Source organism: Campylobacter sp. DY7 (genome assembly GCF_057802535.1).
On sequence record NZ_JBYJAU010000001.1, the window covers coordinates 15,637 to 31,836 of the forward strand.

Here is a 16,200-nt window from a genome sequence, read left to right on the forward strand (position 1 = left end):
TTATTTTCTTAAAGAATTTGAATTAGGAATTTAAAAATCAACTTAAATCTTCTTAAATTAATTTCTAAAAATGTTTTAATTAAGAAATTGATTTTTTTCTTTATTATCAAAAAGCTTTTATTTTAAGATTAAAATTATCTTTTTTGTAACCTTAAATTCTTTAAATCATATTAAAATTAATAAATTTTTTTAAGGAGATATTATGCAAAATCTTAATGCCAAAAAAGATTTAATGCAAATACTAAACGAACATGGTTTTAGTAGAAGGGATTTTTTAAAATGGTCTAGTGGAATGGCTACTATGCTAGGACTTGGAGCAACTTTTGCTCCAAATATTGCAAATGCAGTAGAAAACGCTAGTAATACTCCTGTAATTTGGCTACACATGGCTGAGTGTACAGGCTGTAGTGAGAGCTTACTTAGAAGTGACGCACCTACAATTGATAGCTTAATATTTGATTATTTAAATATTGAATATCACGAAACCGTAATGGCTGCAAGCGGTCATCAAGCTGATGAAAACTTAGAAAACGCTATTAAAAAACACGCTGGAAAATATGTATTATTAGTAGAAGGTGCAGTTCCTGCAGGAAGTTCTAGTTTTTATCTAACCTTGGGTTCTAAAGGCCATACAGGAGAAGAAATAGCAAAAAAAGCTTGTGAAAATGCAGCAGCGATTTTAGCAATAGGAACCTGTTCAAGCTTTGGTGGTATTCAAGCAGCTGCTCCAAATCCAACAAATGCTGTGCCAATTAGTAAGATTACAAATAAAAGCGTAATTAATGTTCCAGGCTGTCCTCCAAGTGAGAAAAATATCGTTGGCTCAGTGCTACAATTATTATTATTTGGTTCTATGGCACTTGATAATTTTAATCGTCCTAAATGGGCATATGAGCATAGAATTCATGATTATTGTGAGCGTAGAGGACATTTTGATGCAGGTGAGTTTGTTGAAAGCTTTGGTGATGAAGGTGCTAAGAAAGGTTATTGTCTTTATAAAGTTGGCTGTAAAGGACCATATACATTTAATAATTGTGCAAAACATAGATTTAATCAGCACACAAACTGGCCAATCGGAGCTGGGCATGGTTGTATAGGTTGCTCTGAGCCTGATTTTTGGGATAGTATGCAAGCTTTTGAAGAGCCACTTAAAAATAAATCATTTACAACACTTTTTAATGATGCAACAAGTGATAAGATAGGAATAGGTGTATTAACATTAACAGGAGTAGCAATAGCTGCTCATGCAACAATTTCAACAATTAAAAAAGATAAGGAATAAAAATGCAAAAAATAGTAGTAGATCCAATTACGAGAATTGAAGGACATTTAAGAGTAGAAGTAATAGTTGATGATAATAACGTAGTAACCGACGCTTATGCAGGTTCAACTCTTTGGCGTGGAATTGAAACTATTGTAAAAGGTAGAGACCCAAGAGATGTGGGCTTTATGACGCAAAGAATTTGTGGAGTTTGTACATATTCGCATTATAGAGCAGGTATTGAAGCAGCTGAAAATGCTTTAGGTATTGTTCCGCCAAAAAATGCAAAACTTACAAGAACATTAATGAATGCTGCATTATTTATGCATGATCACTGCGTTCATTTTTATCAATTACATGGTCTTGACTTTGTTGATGTTGTAAGTGCTTTAAGCGCTGATCCAGTAAAAGCTGAGCAAGAAGCTCTAAAATGGTGTGATAAGCCATTTGCTTGTGGAGTTGGAGAGCTTAAAGCTGTTCAAGAAAAGTTAAAAGGCTTTGTTGATAAAGGAGAATTAGGAATATTTGCAAACGCTTATTGGGGACACAAAACTTATCGCTTTAGCCCAGAGCAAAACCTAATTGCGTTAAGCCACTATTTAGAGTGCTTAAAAATTCAAAGAATTGCAGCGCAATTAATGGCGATTTTTGGTGCAAAACAACCACACCCACAAAGCTTAACCGTTGGTGGTGTAACTTGCGTTATGGATATACTTGATCCTGCAAGAATTGGCGAATATAAAACTAAATTCCTTGAAATTAGTGATTTTATTCATCGTGCTTATTTGGCTGATATTAAGATGGCTGCAGCTGTTTATAAAAACGAGCCAAGTGTAATGAATGATGTTGGCGTTGATAATTTCATGTGTTCTAATGAATTTTATTTAGGAGATGAATATTTATTCAAAGGCGGAATTGTTACAAATATGCTAAGTAATCCAACTTTAAGCGAAGTAGATGAGAGTAAAATTACAGAAGAAGCAACTAGAGCTTGGTATAAAAATGATAAAGCACTTCATCCTTATGATGGCGAGCAAGAGCCAAATTATACAGGTTTAGTAGATGAAAAAACCCTAAATCATAAAGGCGAGTTAGAAGATTCTAAAGTATTTGATATGAATGGAAAATATAGTTGGATTAAAGCTCCAAGATATGATAATTTACCTGTTCAAGTTGGACCAATTGCAACAATTATCGTAAATTACTTAGCAAAAAATCCTATCGTTGTAAAAGAAGTTGATGCTTTATTAGCTGAATTAAATATTGAGCTTAAAGATTTACTTAGCACATTAGGAAGAACTGCAGCAAGAATGCTTGAAGTTAAAATTATAAGCGAACACGCATTAAAAGCTTTAGATAGTTTAATTGAAAATCTAAAAGTTGATCAAAGCACTTGCGCGCCTTATGTAATAGATAAAAATAAAGAATATAAAGGTCGCTTTATAGGTAATGCTCCAAGGGGAGTTTTAAGCCACTGGATTAGAATTAAAGATGGTATAGTGCAAAATTATCAATGCGTAGTTCCATCTACATGGAATGCAAGTCCAAAGGATGCTAATGGCGTTATGGGAAGCTATGAAGCTTGCTTAATCGGTCTTAAAATTGCAGATCTTACAAAACCACTTGAAATTATTAGAAAAATACATTCATACGATCCTTGCATTGCTTGTGCTGTGCATGTTATGGATAAAAAAGGTAATAAGTTAGGTGAATATAAAGTAGGGGTGTGATATGAAACATTATGAGTTTTCTATTGGTCTTAGGGCTACTCATTGGCTAAGAGCTTTTGCTATCTTAGCCCTTTGTATTAGTGGCTTTTATATAGCAAGTGTATTTATTTCGCCAGATAAATCAACTGAGCCAAATCTATTTATGCAAGCAAAGTTTCGCTTCGTGCATAATGTAGCTGGATTTATTCTTTTAGCTTGTTTTATCTTTAAACTTTATCTTTTTATTTTTGATAAATTAAGCCATAAAGAGCGTGTAAGTATAAAGGATTGCTTTAGTATTAAAACTTGGATAGAGCAAATTAAGTTTTATTTATTTTTAGGAAAGCATCCACACTTGCAAGGTGTTTATAACCCACTTCAATTTGTGAGCTATTTTTTCTTTTATATTGTTTTAGCATTGCTGATTTTAACAGGTTTCGTGCTTTATATAAATGTATATCATGAAGGTTTTGCTGCTATGATAACTCCGTTTATTAAGCCATTTGAAGAAATGTTTGGCGGACTTGCTTATGTTAGAATTCTTCATCATATTTTAACTTGGATTACTATGATTTTTGTAGGAGTTCATATTTATATGGCTGTATTTAATGCTATCAAAGGCAAAGATGGTGCAATGGACGCTATATTTAGTGGATATAAATATAAATGAGAGTTTTAGTTCTAGGAATTGGAAATATCTTAATAGGTGATGAAGGAGCTGGAGTTATTTTTCTTGAGTATTTTAGGAAAAATCTAGCTCCTAATCCTTTAATACAAGAGGAATTTAAAAGCGGAATTTCAACTCAATTAGTATTTTTAGACGGCGGAACAATGGCTATGAATTTAGCTCATATAATTGCTGATTTTGATAAAGTTTATGTGGTTGATTGCATTAATGCTGATGATTTAGAAGTAGGTGATGTTGTATTTTTTGATTATAAGCAAGTTCCAACCAATATAAATTATCAAGGCAGTGCGCATGAGCTTGAAATGCAAATGATGCTTAATTTTATGAATTTAGTTGGTGATTTGCCAGAGTGCAAAATTTTAGGAATTGTTCCAAATCGCCTTGAGCCTATGAAGATTGGCTTAAGTGAAAGTATTCAAAAATCTTTTGTTAAATTACAAAAAACTCTTTTAAATGAATTAAACAAAGATGGTTTTAACTTAGAGTTTAAAGGTGATTTTAGTATTGAAAAAGCGATTAATAATTATAGGAATTTAAGCAGTGTTAATTAGGTATGATTTTAAGATTAATTTAAAAGATTTTGGAATATTTTTAAGCCATATTGTAAAAAAAATCAATATAAATTATAAGCTTTTTTATGAAAATAATGAGTTTTCGTTAGAGTTAAATGATGAAAGCGAAAAGATTTTAGAGTTTAATGAGCTTATTAAAAAAGTTCCTTATTTTTTATTTTTACAAGATTTTAATGTAAGCGAAGAAAAAAGCGAAAAAAGAAAGGAATTTGAAATAGGAATTTCAAAATTACCTTTAAATCTTTGTGATGAGATTTTTGATGATTTAGCATTAAAAGTGCAAAATTATGAAAAAACAGATGAGAGTGATTTTGTAGTTATAGCTAATTATGAATTATTACAAAAAGCATTTGTATGTGATAAAAATACTCAAATATTGCTAAATTCTTATGAAAAACCATTTATAAAACTTGCACTAAAACCACTTTATAAAAAGGCTCATAATCTAAAAGATTTTTTATATGTAGGTTTTGCAAATAATAAAGATTTATATAATGAATTAAAAGAAAACACCCAGCTTTATTATATAAAACAGCCAGAAAACGCACTGATAATTAAGCCTTATAACGATACATTTTGTGTTATTCAAAATCCTTATACTAATGAGTTATCAAATGCTTTTAATATTGATAAATTAAGCTTTAAATTACCTAAAAATAAGACTAGTTTGATTAAACTTTTAAAAGGCTTAGAGCATGGAGAAAAACTCTTGGCAAATTACGAAAAGAAATTTAGATTGAGTGATTTTGAATTAGTTGAAGATAATATTTTTGCTCTAATTAAACTTGCTAATATAATACTAGAAAGCGATGTTTTAAAGTTAGTTCCTAATAATTATACAAAGGGCGTTAGAGTTGATTTTATAATTGATGAAAACGGCTTAAATATAGCAAAATTAATCTCTTCATTAATGAGCTTTAGATTAGCAAATGCAGCGATGATTGAAGTAGGGTTTTTTGAAGGGCTTGTAAAAATGCTTGGAAATTTAAATACTGATGAAAGATACATAAGCACAAAGCTTATAGAGTATAGTTCGTTTTTAAGCTACAACGCATTTTTAAATCCACATTTAAAAATTAGCAAATGGGCTAATAGTGAGTGTTTTAATTAATATAACAGGCAAGGTTCAAGGAGTAGGATTTCGCCCTGAAGTTTGCAAATTAGCCAAAGCAAAAGGACTTAATGGCTATATTTTAAACGATACTTTAGGAGCTAGCTTAGCGCTTGATTGCGATGAAAAAAGAGCTAGAGAATTTATAAAAGACTTAAAACAAATCCTTAAAAAAAATCGCCCATTAGCAAGTATAGAAAAAGTAAACATTACCAAAACTAATGAAACTTATAATGATTTTATTATCAAAAAACCAAGTAAAGATAAGCGTAATCTAGCAGTTATTTTGCCAGATTTCGCTCCTTGTAAGGATTGCATAAAAGAGCTTAACAATCCTAAGTTAAAACGAAGATTTAATCATCCCTTTATAAACTGCACTAATTGTGGCACAAGATATAGCGTGATAAGAAAAATCCCCTATGATAGGATAAACACTTCTATGAGTGAGTTTATTATGTGTGATGAATGCAGTAAAGAATATAACGACCTTGATGATAGAAGGTTTTTTGCTGAGCCTATTGCATGTAATAGCTGTGGGGCAAGGCTTAGTGTAGATTTAGCAAAGGCTATAAAATATCTTAAAAATGGCAAAATTGTAGCGATTAAAGGTGTTGGCGGATTTAATTTATTGTGTAATGCAAACGATAGCAAAGCGGTTGATAAACTAAGAGCTTTAAAGCAAAGACCTAAAAAACCTTTAGCAATAATGGTTAAAGATATTAAAATGGCTAAGCAATACGCCGAAATTTCAAAAAAAGAAGAGCAAGTTTTAAAAAGTGAGCAAAGACCTATAATGCTACTTAAAAGTCTTAATAAAACTGCTTTTAATATACATTTTGAATTTAGCCAAATAGGTATATTTTTACCAACTGCACCTATATTTCATATACTTTTTAAGGGGCTTGATTTTGCATTAGTAGCTACTAGTGCAAATATGAGTGGCGAAATGATTTATTCTAAAAAAAGCGAGTTTAAGAGATTAAAACCTGATTTAATAATAAATCATAATAGAAAAATTATTAATAAAATTGATGATAGTGTAGGGCAAGTAATTAATAATACTTATCATCATCTAAGAAGTGCTAGGGGCTTTTCGCCGCATTATTTTCATCATAAAATAAAGAAAAATATAAATATTCTTGCTCTTGGAATGGAAGAAAAAAACGAGTTTTTAATATATACAAATGGGCTTTGTATAAAATCACCTTTCATAGGGGATTTAAAAGATATTAGTGTTTATGAAAATTTCATTAAAACTTTAAGATTTTTTGTGAGTAATTATAAAATCAAATTTGATTATGTTTTGGCTGATTTACACCCATATTTTTTATACCACGAAAAAATCACAAAAGAATTTGAAATAGGAATTAACAAATTCACAAAAATTATAAAAATCTATCATCACGCAGCCCATGCAATGAGCCTAAATCTTAAAAATATTAGAGCATTTTGTTTTGATGGCACGGGATTTAAGAATAATTATCATATAAGTGGTGGCGAAGTGCTAGACATTACAAGAAATATAATTAATACTGCGTTTTCTTTTGATAATTTTAAATTAGTGAATGTTAAAAATAATGAATTATTAGCCTATGCTATTATGCAAAAATACGAATTACCGTATAAAATAAACAATAATTATGATATAGCCTTAAAAAACTGCAAGCTTTATACAAGCTCACTTGGCAGGATAATTGACGCTTTTGCTTATCTTGTTTGTGGGTTAAAAAAGAACGATTTTGAAGCACATTCAGGAATGCTAATAGAAAGCTATTATAACGAGAATATAAAAGATATTTATAAGGTAGAATTTGAATCAGGAATTATAAATTATAAAGATATTTTTGCAAGTTGTATAAACGAAGCTCCTGAGCTTGCATGCACTAAGTTTATAAATACAATTGTTTATATAATTAAAGCTTTAAGCTTTAGTAAAAGAGCAGTTTTAAGTGGCGGAGTGTTTTGTAACAAAACTATTTTAAGGCTGCTTTTAGAAGATAAAGAATATAAATTTTATACTCCAAAAGACTTTGCTATAAATGATGGTTGCATTGCTTTAGGACAACTTAATTACTTCTTAAATAATATGAATTTTAAGGATTAATTTATTATATATTGATAAAATCACGCCTTTTTTCAAAAAGGATTAATTATGAAAATTTTACAAGAATTTAAAACATTTGCTATGCGTGGCAATGTTGTGGATTTAGCTGTTGGTGTGGTTATTGGAACTGCTTTTGGTAAGATTGTAAGCTCACTTGTAAGCGATATTATTATGCCTATTGTTGGGGTTTTAACAGGTGGAGTTGATTTTAGCGATTTAAAATTAGTTATCAAAGAAGGTGCTAAAGAAGCTGAGAATGTAACTGTTAATTATGGTATGTTTATTCAAAATGTTGTTGATTTTTTAATCATTGCTTTTTCAATTTTCGTTGTTGTAAAGCTAATCAATAAGCTTAAAAAAGCAGAAAAAGAAGAAGAAAAACAAGCTCCAGCTCCTGCACCTGCAGAAGATATTGTACTACTAACCGAAATTAGAGATTTATTAAAAAACAAATAATTTTTAAGCTAATCTTAGCGATTAGCTTAATTTATATCATATTCTTAGAATTATTTTCTTCATTTTTCTTCTTAATCTCATCTATACTATTTACAATAATTGCGATGATTAGGTTCATTATGATAAAGGTGCAAATTAGTATAAAAGATACAAAAATCACCCAAGCATAAGGATAAACCCCAATAGCTTCTTTAACGATAGCTGAACCTCCATCAAGCGTCATAATGGTAAAAAGAGTAAAGAAACTATCTTGTAAAGTGCCAAAATGCTCACTCATATTAGCAGCAAAAAGATTGCAACAAAGCACCCCATAAATGTAGTAAAACAGTAACAAAAGCATAACAATACTAATGATTTGTGGCACAGCAAAAAGCATAGTAGAGCATACAAATCTCATAGATGTACTATATTAAGTTTTATCTAAATACAATAAAAGGTAGTTTAATAAACATCTATGCGTTCATGCTTTGTTGCAGCAAAACTTGATATTATATTTGTATTAAATGTGGTTGTAATATGTATAAATATTTATTATCAAAATTTAAAGAGATAATTGTTGTATTTTTAGTAAGTATGCTTTGTGAATTTTTATTTTGGTTTTTAAAAGAATTTAAAGTAGGAATTTTAAGAATTAAATTGTTGAAAAGTTTGCTATAATATAAACTAAAATTAAAAAATAAGAGGAGTCAAAATGAATCCTAAACAAATAACAATTAGAGAATTTTTTACAGGTGAAAAACATTACAATATTCCTGTTTATCAAAGAGCTTATTCTTGGGAGAGTAGAAATTGGAAAGTTTTTTTAGATGATCTTAAAGAATCAATAAAGGGTGAAAATAGATACTTTTTTGGAAATATATTAGTAGAAAAACTAAATAACATAGATTATTTGGATATTATAGATGGTCAACAAAGAATAACAACAATAATTATTTTTGCAAGAGCAGTTTTAAATGTTTTAAAAGAAGTAAATTTTGCTTTAGATGAAACTTTAAATAGTAATGAGTTGTTAAAGTATATAGAGGAAGATTTTTTGATTTATAGAAACATCCCCAAGTTGCACGCGGTAGACTATGACAATGATTTTTTTTATAATACTATTATTAAAGACTTACCTACTCATAACCCTCAAACTCCATCTCAAAAAAATATACTAGAAGCTAAAGATTATTTTTATAAAGAATTGAAAAAAATGCAAATTGGTGATATTTTGAAAATCTTGGAAATTATTAAGAAATCAAGTATTATTAGTGTAGAATTTCAGAATAAAAGAGACTCTATTTTAATGTTTGAGTTGCAAAACAATAGAGGTAAAGAGCTAACAAATATGGAAAAGTTAAAGTCTTATCTGTCTTATCAATTATATGTTTATTTAAATGAAGAACGATGCGAAATGGAGTTAAATAATCTAACAGATGTTTTTAAAAATATTTACAAAATAATCAATGATATAAAAATAGCAAGTGAGGATGAGGTATTAAAATATTTTAATGAATCGAAATTTGGTTTTTCTTATCGCGAAAATGACAATGATTTAAATTATAAAAAATATTTAAATGAAGCTGAGAATAAAATAGAATGGATAAAAAATTATGTAACAGAGTTAAAGATAGCTTTTGTAGATTTTAAAGATTTTCAAAATTCTAATAATCAATTCAAAGAATATTTAATATATTTGGATGTTGCTACTGTGTATCCTTTTATAATTAAAGCTTATTCAATATATAGGAATGATTTTGAAAAATTAAATGAAATTTTTAAAGCTTTGGAAATAATTGCTTTTAGAGATAGAATGGTAAAAACCCGTGCAAATTTAGCTTCTAGATTGAATTCAGTTTTAAAAAATTTTAATAGTTTAGAAAATTTGATAAATAAATTAAAACAAGAATGTAATGATAAGAATTCGTATTGGAGAGATGAAAATATGATAAATATGATTTATAATATTTATCATGACAATTACAGAGTAATACCTTATATATTATTACGATATGAAAATTACTTAAGAGATAAAAATGCTACTACAAGAGGGTATTTGTTTTCTATTAAGGAAATTATAAAGCCTAGTATAGAGCATATTGCACCAGAAGATGAAAATAAAGATATAAATTCTGGTTACTGCGATTATGATGAAGAATTTATAAATTCTTATTTAGATTCAATTGGCAACTTGCTTTTGTTACCACAATCACATAATAGTAGTATAGGAAATTGTCCTTTTGAAGAAAAACAAAATAGTTATAAAAATTCTCCATTATTACATATGCGCGAAATTAGTGGATATGATAAATGGGATAAGAATGCGATAAATAAAAGAAATGAAAAATTTATAAATTTCATTATATCAACTTGGAGTTATAAATAATTAGAAATACAAGAAAGGTTTAAAACCAAAACATAAGAATATTATTTAGTTGATTTACTAATAGAAAGAATAATTGGAATTTACAATAAAGAGCGTTTTAGCAAAGCCGAACTAGCACTTGAATACGGAGTAAGTGAGCGAACCATTCAGCGTGATATTATGCAAAGATTAGGGCATTTATCTATTGCTAAAGATGATAGCGGTAGGTATTATATAAAAGATAGTAAGATTTTAAAAACTTATAAAAACGACTATATAAATTTGTTAAAAAATATCATGGGGGGGGGTATTTGCAATTGATTTTATAGAAAATTTTTCTGAAAGTAAGTATTTTCCTATAAAGTTTCAGCCAATTAGTGAGATTTGTAATATGAGTGATTTCACTAACCTATGCAAGGCTATCATCTTTCAAAAAATCATAAAAGTAAATTACGATAATAAACCAAGAACCTTAAAACCATATAAGCTTATAAGTCATTTAAGTGCATGGTATTTAGTAGCTACTGAAAATGATATTATAAAAACATTTGCATTATACAAGCTAAAGGCTATAAATATATGCAAAGATGAGTTTTTGCATGATAAAAAGGTCTTAGAAGAGCTTGAAAAAGATAGTGATTTTTTCTTTACTAGTTGTGATAAGGTTGAAGCTATTTTAGAAATTAGTAGCTTAGGAGTAGAGTATTTTTTAAACCATAAAATCCTAGCAAATCAAAAAATTTTAGATAAAACTAGCGACAAACTTATAATCAGCACAATGGTAAGTTGTGATGATGAATTGCTCAGCGTTGTGTTTAGGTTTATACCTTATGTAAAAATTCTAGCTCCAAAAGAATTAGCTTCTAAAAATGAAAAAATAATACAAAAGTATTTAGAATATTTAAACCAGCAATAATTTTAAGCCTTATAAAATATAAATAAAATTGTTTATAAGAATAAAAAATAATTAATTTATCTATTTGAATTTTATTAAATTTAGGTAATAAATTATCTAGTTTTATATGTTGATTTACTGCTTATGTTAAAATTTTAATGTAATTAATTTTAGTAAAATAGAAAAGCTTTTATTATATTATTTATTTGATTATTTGAAAAATTGTCAGGTTATATTATAACCTTAATTCCTATTTCAAATTCTATTAATTTTAAGGATAAATATGAAGGTAATTTTTGGTCCAATTAATTCAAGAAGATTTAAAAAATCTTTAGGTATAGATTTAAGTCCTAATGAGAAATGTTGCAATTTTGATTGCTTATATTGTGAGTTAGGAAAGGCAAAGATAAAGCACAAAAATGAAGCTAATTTAAGCGTTGAATATATTGTAAGTGAGCTAAAAAAGGCTTTAGATATTCATAAGGATTTAGATTATATTAGCATAAGTGCTAATGGAGAGCCTACTTTATATCCTAATTTAAAGGAATTAATTTTAGAAATTAATAAAATTAAAAAAAATGCAAAATCACTAATCTTAAGCAATGCAAGTACTATTTTTGATGAAAATATTCAAAAAGCTTTATTAGAACTTGACGCTGTAAAACTTAGCCTTGATAGTGTAAATGAAAAAGTCTTTCGCAAGATTGATAGAAGCAACATAGATTTATCAAAAATAATTCAAGGAATTATTAATTTTAGTAATATTTATAAAGGCGAACTTGTTTTAGAATGCTTGGTTTTGGAAGGAATTAATGATAATAAAGAAGATTTTATAGCTTTAAATGAAATCTTAAAAAATATAAAAGCTTCAAGGCTTGATTTAGGCACTATTGATAGACCAAGTGATTATGATGTAAAGGCTGTTAATTTTGAAAAATTACGAGAATTAGCAAGCTTACTTACTAATATTAATGTAAATATTATTTCAAGAACAATAAACGAAAAAATATATGATGATTTGCTAAAAACTTTAGAATTAAGACCGCTTAGCGAAGATGAAATAAGTATAAATGATAAAGAATTATTAAAAGAATTGCTAGAAAAAAATATCGTTGAATTAGCAAAGATAAATGATATTAATTTTTATAAATTAAATAAATGAAATTCCTAATTCAAATTCTTGAATTAGGAAAGTTAAATTAAATAGCAACTATCGTATAAACAATAGCAGCAATTATTGTAGGTAGTGCGTTTCTTTTTGCTAGTTCAATTGGATTTACTTTAGCATAAGTAGCGCAAATAATAGCCGCACCAGCAATCGGACTCATACTTCTTCCAAGACCTGCAACAGCCGTTACAACTGAACCTAAATGAACTGGGTCAAGCCCTATATCAGCAGCTTTAATAGTAACTGATTGATTAAATGCAATTCCTGCTGCATCGCCACTTCCTGTAATTAAAGCAAGAGCAAAAGTTCCAACCGAACCAATAAATGTTGCAATGCTTGGATTTGACTTCATAAAATCAATTAATTGTTGAACAAATCCCATCGCATTAAGACCTGCAACGAATATTCCTGCACAAATGATTATTCCATAAACATGAGAAAATCCTTCTCCCATACCAGCACAAAACTTCTTCATAACATCACCAGCTTTTACATCTTTAATGCAAGTGATGAATGCAAGTAATGAACCTATAATCATTGCATGACCGATTCCAACTTTTGGCACTTTAAGTGCAAAGCTTGCTTCATACCATTCTTTAAAATGTGAATTGCTAAGAATTAAAAGTATAGCAACAGGAACAATAGGAACAATAGCTTTTATAGGATTAATTTTAAAGTTTTCATCATCATTTTCTAAATCTTCAGGAACATAACCTTTATATTCTTTAAGCACAATTCCAACTATCATTAATCCAATAGCACAAATAATCGCACTCATACCAAAATAAAATGCTTCATAATGAATAACTTCCATAACATCAACTTTACTAACTTCAGCAACGATATTTGTTTGATGATAGCCTGGGTTTAGGTTAGCACTTCCGTAAGTTCCTAATAAAACAGTTGAAGCTGCAAGTGCAGGATGAACTCCCATTCTCATAAGTAAAGGAATAATAACAGCACCAACAGCAGCAGAACAACCAGCAGCAGATGTAACAGAAATATTAATAAAAGCAGTAATCAATACAGCACCAGGAACTAAGAAAATCCCTGCATATTTTAATACTTTTGATAATGCATGAACTAAATGCTTATCACACGAAGTTAGCTTTAAAACATAAGCAAAACCCATTGCAGCTACGATAGGCTCAATTATATTTGCCTTTTTAATAGCTTTTGTAAAAGCTTCTAGTGCATCCATAGGAGCACCTGCGATAATACATAAAATCACACCACTTGTAAAAAGAACCATTCTTGATTCATGACGCTTGATTAAAAGAGTTATTGTTGCAATAACTACAATTAAAGCAATAGCGATTTTAATCATTGCGAATGTACCCATAATTTCTCCTTAAATTGTTAAAAAAATAATAAATATTTTTTATGTTAATACTAACTAAATCTCGTAAATTTTTAATAATAATAATGAAATTTAAAATAAAAGATAAAAATAGTATTATTTGATAAAATAGGCATTTAAAGTAAATTTATTAAAGTATTATTATATTTTGAGATTAATTTTTAATATAGTATTTTTATTTTTAAATAATAATTATTATTGTATTTCCTAATTCAAATTCTAGCTTTTTTGAGTGGAATTTGAATTAGGAATTTAGATTATTTTACATTTGTATAAACCATTTTCCATCTTTATTGTATAGCGATACATTTTCATCTATTTTAGTTCCATCTTTAAAGATTAAAGTAGTTATTGCTTTTGCAGTATTTTCGGTTTTGTTTATTAGTTTTGTTTTTACTGATTTAAAACCACCATGTTGTTTTGCTTTTTCACTAGCTGTTAAAACCATCATAGATACTTTGCCTTTTACTACTTCTTTGGTATATTGATTGTATTTAAAACACTCAACTACACTATCAACTTTTCCTTTAAAAACACCTTCAAAAAATTTATTAGCAATATCTTCAGGATTTGTTCCGCCACAAGCAACAAACAAAAATGCAACAATTGTTAATAATAATTTTTTCATAATTTTCCTTTCAATAAGTAATAAAAAGTATTATATAAATTTTAATAAATAATTTATAAATTAAAGGTTTTTATGAAAAAATTAATAATTTTAATTAATATTTTTATATTTTATTTATACTTTAATTTAAATATTTCTTCATTTAGCATTCCAAATAATTTAATGCTTGGAGATTTGATTTTAAGAGAAGGTATAGGAATTGAAAGTGAGTTAATAAAGTTAGCTACTAATTCAAAATACACTCACATAGGAATAATTTCTAGTATTAATCCAACTAAGATTCTTCATGCTACTTATGAAGATTTTGGCTTTAGTGGGGTAGTTCAGTTTGATTTAAAGGATTTTTTAAAGGGTGCTAAAGAAGTAAAAATTATAAGATTAAAAAATCTAAAAGATAAAGAAAAATTAATTAATGATTTAAAAGCTAAATTAAAAAGTGATTTTGTTTTAGATGAAAGTGAAAATGCTTTATATTGCACTACATATATTTATAATGATTTGAAAAAATATTTAAACATAAAGCTTAATAAGACTTATTTGGATTTACCTATTAATAAAGGTTATTATTTACTTCCTAGTGAGTTTTTAAAATTAGAGCATGAAGTAATTTTTGAAGAAAGGGATTATTTAAAATGAGCGCAATTAAAATTCTTATAGCTATAATTTTCGCCCTTATTTTTACTGCTTGTAGTGAAAAGGACTTAATTATAACCGATATTGTTTTAAGAAGTTTATTGATATTTGAGCTTTATCGTTAATCTAAAAGCTCTTTTACAAAATCACTCATTGAATAATTTTTATTTTCTTTATTTACTAGCCATTTTGCTATTTTAATAGCACCCTTGGCAAAAATTATTCTAGAATTTGCATTATGAATTAGCTCTACGCTTTCATCATCTCCATAAAATCCCACACTATGATAACCAGCAACACTACCACCTCTAAGGCTTACAAGTCCTATTTCATTATCTTGTCTTTTTTGTGTTCTATTAAAACATATTGCGTGTTCTTTATTTAAAGCCTTATTTCTTGCTTCTTTTGCATTATTTGCTAAAGTTAAAGCTGTTCCACTTGGTGCATCGGCTTTATATTTGTGATGTTTTTCGTAGATTTCAATATCAAAATCTTTTAATGCCATTGCGGCAATTTTTGTTAGTTCGTTTAAAATCGCAACCCCTAAAGAAGTATTAGAAGCCCAAAAGAACTTACCTTTATAATCTTTTGCTAGATTAAAATATTCATCGCTAAGTCCAGTAGTTCCTACAACTAAAGCAGGTGGATTTGCTAAAGCACTAGCTTTTTTTAATAACTCCATACTAGCAGCAGGTGCTGAAAAATCAATTATAACTTGAGCTTTAAATAATTCATCATAATTAGAATTTTCTTTAGTAAAAGTATAAATTAGATTAATATTTTCATCGTTTGAAGCTAGTTTTACTAGCTCAACGCCCATTCTACCATTTGCTCCGAATACTGCTAGATTTATCATGGAGATTATAATAATGCGTTTAATTTATCAGCTAAAGCTTGTTTTGCTTGAGCACCGATTACTGTATCAACGATTTCGCCATTTTTGAAAAATAGCATTGTTGGAACTGAACGAATACCAAACTCAGCTGCTAAGTCTTCGCAATCATCAATATTTACTTTTGCTACTAATGCTTTACCTTCAAATTCATTTGATAATTCATCAATCGCAGGTGCAAGCATTCTGCATGGTCCACACCAAGGTGCCCAAAAATCTACTAATGCAACGCCTTCTTTAGCTAAATTAATATTTTCACTTGTTAATTCTTTTGCCATGTTAATCTCCTAAAAATATTTGTAAATAAAAATTATTATCTAACTTAGTTAATGAATATTTATTTTATTTAAGCACAATAATGATAAAAATAATTCAAGGA

17 protein-coding genes are annotated in these 16,200 nt (G+C 28.1%); 12 read left to right on the plus strand and 5 right to left on the minus strand.

Annotated features, from left to right (window positions below; genetic code table 11):
- Positions 1-202: 202 nt before the first annotated feature.
- The 7 genes from AC1B00_RS00080 to mscL are packed head-to-tail and all read left to right on the plus strand — an operon-like array spanning position 203 to position 7,901.
- Positions 203-1,282 carry a hydrogenase small subunit gene (locus tag AC1B00_RS00080; RefSeq protein ID WP_488847550.1) on the plus strand — a complete coding sequence of 360 codons (1,080 nt, stop codon included), beginning with the start codon at positions 203-205 and terminating at the stop codon, positions 1,280-1,282.
- 2 nt (positions 1,283-1,284) lie between these two features.
- Positions 1,285-2,991, plus strand: coding sequence for a nickel-dependent hydrogenase large subunit (locus AC1B00_RS00085; protein WP_488847551.1), 1,707 nt, complete (start codon positions 1,285-1,287; stop codon positions 2,989-2,991).
- Between the two features lies 1 nt (position 2,992).
- Positions 2,993-3,640 (plus strand): Ni/Fe-hydrogenase, b-type cytochrome subunit, encoded by a 648-nt coding sequence (cybH, locus tag AC1B00_RS00090; protein ID WP_488847552.1) that lies wholly within the window; start codon positions 2,993-2,995, stop codon positions 3,638-3,640.
- Positions 3,637-4,209, plus strand: coding sequence for a hydrogenase maturation protease (locus tag AC1B00_RS00095; RefSeq protein WP_488847553.1), 573 nt, complete (start codon positions 3,637-3,639; stop codon positions 4,207-4,209). Before cybH ends, AC1B00_RS00095 begins: the two co-directional genes overlap by 4 nt.
- Entirely contained in the window at positions 4,199-5,341 is a 1,143-nt protein-coding gene (locus tag AC1B00_RS00100) for a hypothetical protein (protein ID WP_488847554.1), read from the plus strand. The genes AC1B00_RS00095 and AC1B00_RS00100 overlap by 11 nt, the downstream gene beginning before the upstream one ends.
- A complete protein-coding gene (gene hypF, locus AC1B00_RS00105) occupies positions 5,325-7,445 on the plus strand; it encodes a carbamoyltransferase HypF (RefSeq protein ID WP_488847555.1) in 2,121 nt (706 codons plus the stop codon). Before AC1B00_RS00100 ends, hypF begins: the two co-directional genes overlap by 17 nt.
- Positions 7,446-7,493: 48 nt before the next feature.
- Positions 7,494-7,901 (plus strand): large-conductance mechanosensitive channel protein MscL, encoded by a 408-nt coding sequence (gene mscL, locus AC1B00_RS00110; RefSeq protein ID WP_239818368.1) that lies wholly within the window; start codon positions 7,494-7,496, stop codon positions 7,899-7,901.
- A gap of 31 nt (positions 7,902-7,932) precedes the next feature.
- Here the strand turns inward: mscL and AC1B00_RS00115 are convergent, their stop codons facing one another.
- Entirely contained in the window at positions 7,933-8,298 is a 366-nt protein-coding gene (locus AC1B00_RS00115; RefSeq protein ID WP_488847556.1) for an ion transporter, read from the minus strand.
- 294 nt (positions 8,299-8,592) lie between these two features.
- Here AC1B00_RS00115 and AC1B00_RS00120 point away from each other — a divergent pair, with 294 nt between their 5' ends.
- The 4 genes from AC1B00_RS00120 (at position 8,593) to AC1B00_RS00135 (ending at position 12,302) form a co-directional block, all read left to right on the plus strand.
- Positions 8,593-10,266, plus strand: a complete 1,674-nt coding sequence (locus tag AC1B00_RS00120; RefSeq protein ID WP_488847557.1) for a DUF262 domain-containing protein — start codon at positions 8,593-8,595, stop codon at positions 10,264-10,266.
- Between the two features lie 159 nt (positions 10,267-10,425).
- Positions 10,426-10,566 (plus strand): hypothetical protein, encoded by a 141-nt coding sequence (locus AC1B00_RS00125; protein ID WP_488847558.1) that lies wholly within the window; start codon positions 10,426-10,428, stop codon positions 10,564-10,566.
- Between the two features lie 70 nt (positions 10,567-10,636).
- Complete coding sequence (locus tag AC1B00_RS00130; protein WP_488847559.1) at positions 10,637-11,161, plus strand: WYL domain-containing protein; 525 nt, start codon at positions 10,637-10,639, stop codon at positions 11,159-11,161.
- Between the two features lie 262 nt (positions 11,162-11,423).
- Positions 11,424-12,302: a radical SAM protein gene (locus AC1B00_RS00135; RefSeq protein WP_488847561.1), complete on the plus strand. Its 879-nt coding sequence runs from the start codon at positions 11,424-11,426 to the stop codon at positions 12,300-12,302.
- A gap of 37 nt (positions 12,303-12,339) precedes the next feature.
- Here the strand turns inward: AC1B00_RS00135 and dcuC are convergent, their stop codons facing one another.
- On the minus strand, positions 12,340-13,650 hold the full coding sequence (dcuC, locus tag AC1B00_RS00140) for a C4-dicarboxylate transporter DcuC (protein WP_239818374.1): 1,311 nt from the start codon (positions 13,648-13,650) through the stop codon (positions 12,340-12,342).
- Positions 13,651-13,930: 280 nt separating this feature from the next.
- Positions 13,931-14,296 carry a DUF4878 domain-containing protein gene (locus AC1B00_RS00145; protein ID WP_488847563.1) on the minus strand — a complete coding sequence of 122 codons (366 nt, stop codon included), beginning with the start codon at positions 14,294-14,296 and terminating at the stop codon, positions 13,931-13,933.
- A 72-nt stretch (positions 14,297-14,368) separates the two neighbouring features.
- On the opposite strand from AC1B00_RS00145, the gene AC1B00_RS00150 reads away from it, so the two are divergent.
- The gene (locus AC1B00_RS00150) at positions 14,369-14,932 is read left to right on the plus strand and encodes a C40 family peptidase (protein WP_488847564.1); all 564 of its coding nucleotides are present in this window, start codon (positions 14,369-14,371) and stop codon (positions 14,930-14,932) included.
- A 118-nt stretch (positions 14,933-15,050) separates the two neighbouring features.
- On the opposite strand, the gene dapB is transcribed toward AC1B00_RS00150, so the two are convergent.
- A complete protein-coding gene (gene dapB, locus AC1B00_RS00155; protein ID WP_336611595.1) occupies positions 15,051-15,785 on the minus strand; it encodes a 4-hydroxy-tetrahydrodipicolinate reductase in 735 nt (244 codons plus the stop codon).
- A gap of 5 nt (positions 15,786-15,790) precedes the next feature.
- A complete protein-coding gene (gene trxA / locus AC1B00_RS00160; protein ID WP_239818378.1) occupies positions 15,791-16,099 on the minus strand; it encodes a thioredoxin in 309 nt (102 codons plus the stop codon).
- Between the last annotated feature and the right edge of the window lie 101 nt (positions 16,100-16,200).

Coding starts and splice junctions, on each gene's coding strand:
- AC1B00_RS00080 (WP_488847550.1), top strand. CDS start 203: ATGCAAAATCTTAATGCCAAAAAAGATTTAATGCAAATACTAAACGAA.
- AC1B00_RS00085 (WP_488847551.1), top strand. CDS start 1,285: ATGCAAAAAATAGTAGTAGATCCAATTACGAGAATTGAAGGACATTTA.
- cybH (WP_488847552.1), top strand. CDS start 2,993: ATGAAACATTATGAGTTTTCTATTGGTCTTAGGGCTACTCATTGGCTA.
- AC1B00_RS00095 (WP_488847553.1), top strand. CDS start 3,637: ATGAGAGTTTTAGTTCTAGGAATTGGAAATATCTTAATAGGTGATGAA.
- mscL (WP_239818368.1), top strand. CDS start 7,494: ATGAAAATTTTACAAGAATTTAAAACATTTGCTATGCGTGGCAATGTT.
- AC1B00_RS00115 (WP_488847556.1), bottom strand. CDS start 8,298: ATGAGATTTGTATGCTCTACTATGCTTTTTGCTGTGCCACAAATCATT.
- AC1B00_RS00120 (WP_488847557.1), top strand. CDS start 8,593: ATGAATCCTAAACAAATAACAATTAGAGAATTTTTTACAGGTGAAAAA.
- AC1B00_RS00125 (WP_488847558.1), top strand. CDS start 10,426: ATGCAAAGATTAGGGCATTTATCTATTGCTAAAGATGATAGCGGTAGG.
- AC1B00_RS00130 (WP_488847559.1), top strand. CDS start 10,637: ATGAGTGATTTCACTAACCTATGCAAGGCTATCATCTTTCAAAAAATC.
- AC1B00_RS00135 (WP_488847561.1), top strand. CDS start 11,424: ATGAAGGTAATTTTTGGTCCAATTAATTCAAGAAGATTTAAAAAATCT.
- dcuC (WP_239818374.1), bottom strand. CDS start 13,650: ATGGGTACATTCGCAATGATTAAAATCGCTATTGCTTTAATTGTAGTT.
- AC1B00_RS00145 (WP_488847563.1), bottom strand. CDS start 14,296: ATGAAAAAATTATTATTAACAATTGTTGCATTTTTGTTTGTTGCTTGT.
- AC1B00_RS00150 (WP_488847564.1), top strand. CDS start 14,369: ATGAAAAAATTAATAATTTTAATTAATATTTTTATATTTTATTTATAC.
- dapB (WP_336611595.1), bottom strand. CDS start 15,785: ATGATAAATCTAGCAGTATTCGGAGCAAATGGTAGAATGGGCGTTGAG.
- trxA (WP_239818378.1), bottom strand. CDS start 16,099: ATGGCAAAAGAATTAACAAGTGAAAATATTAATTTAGCTAAAGAAGGC.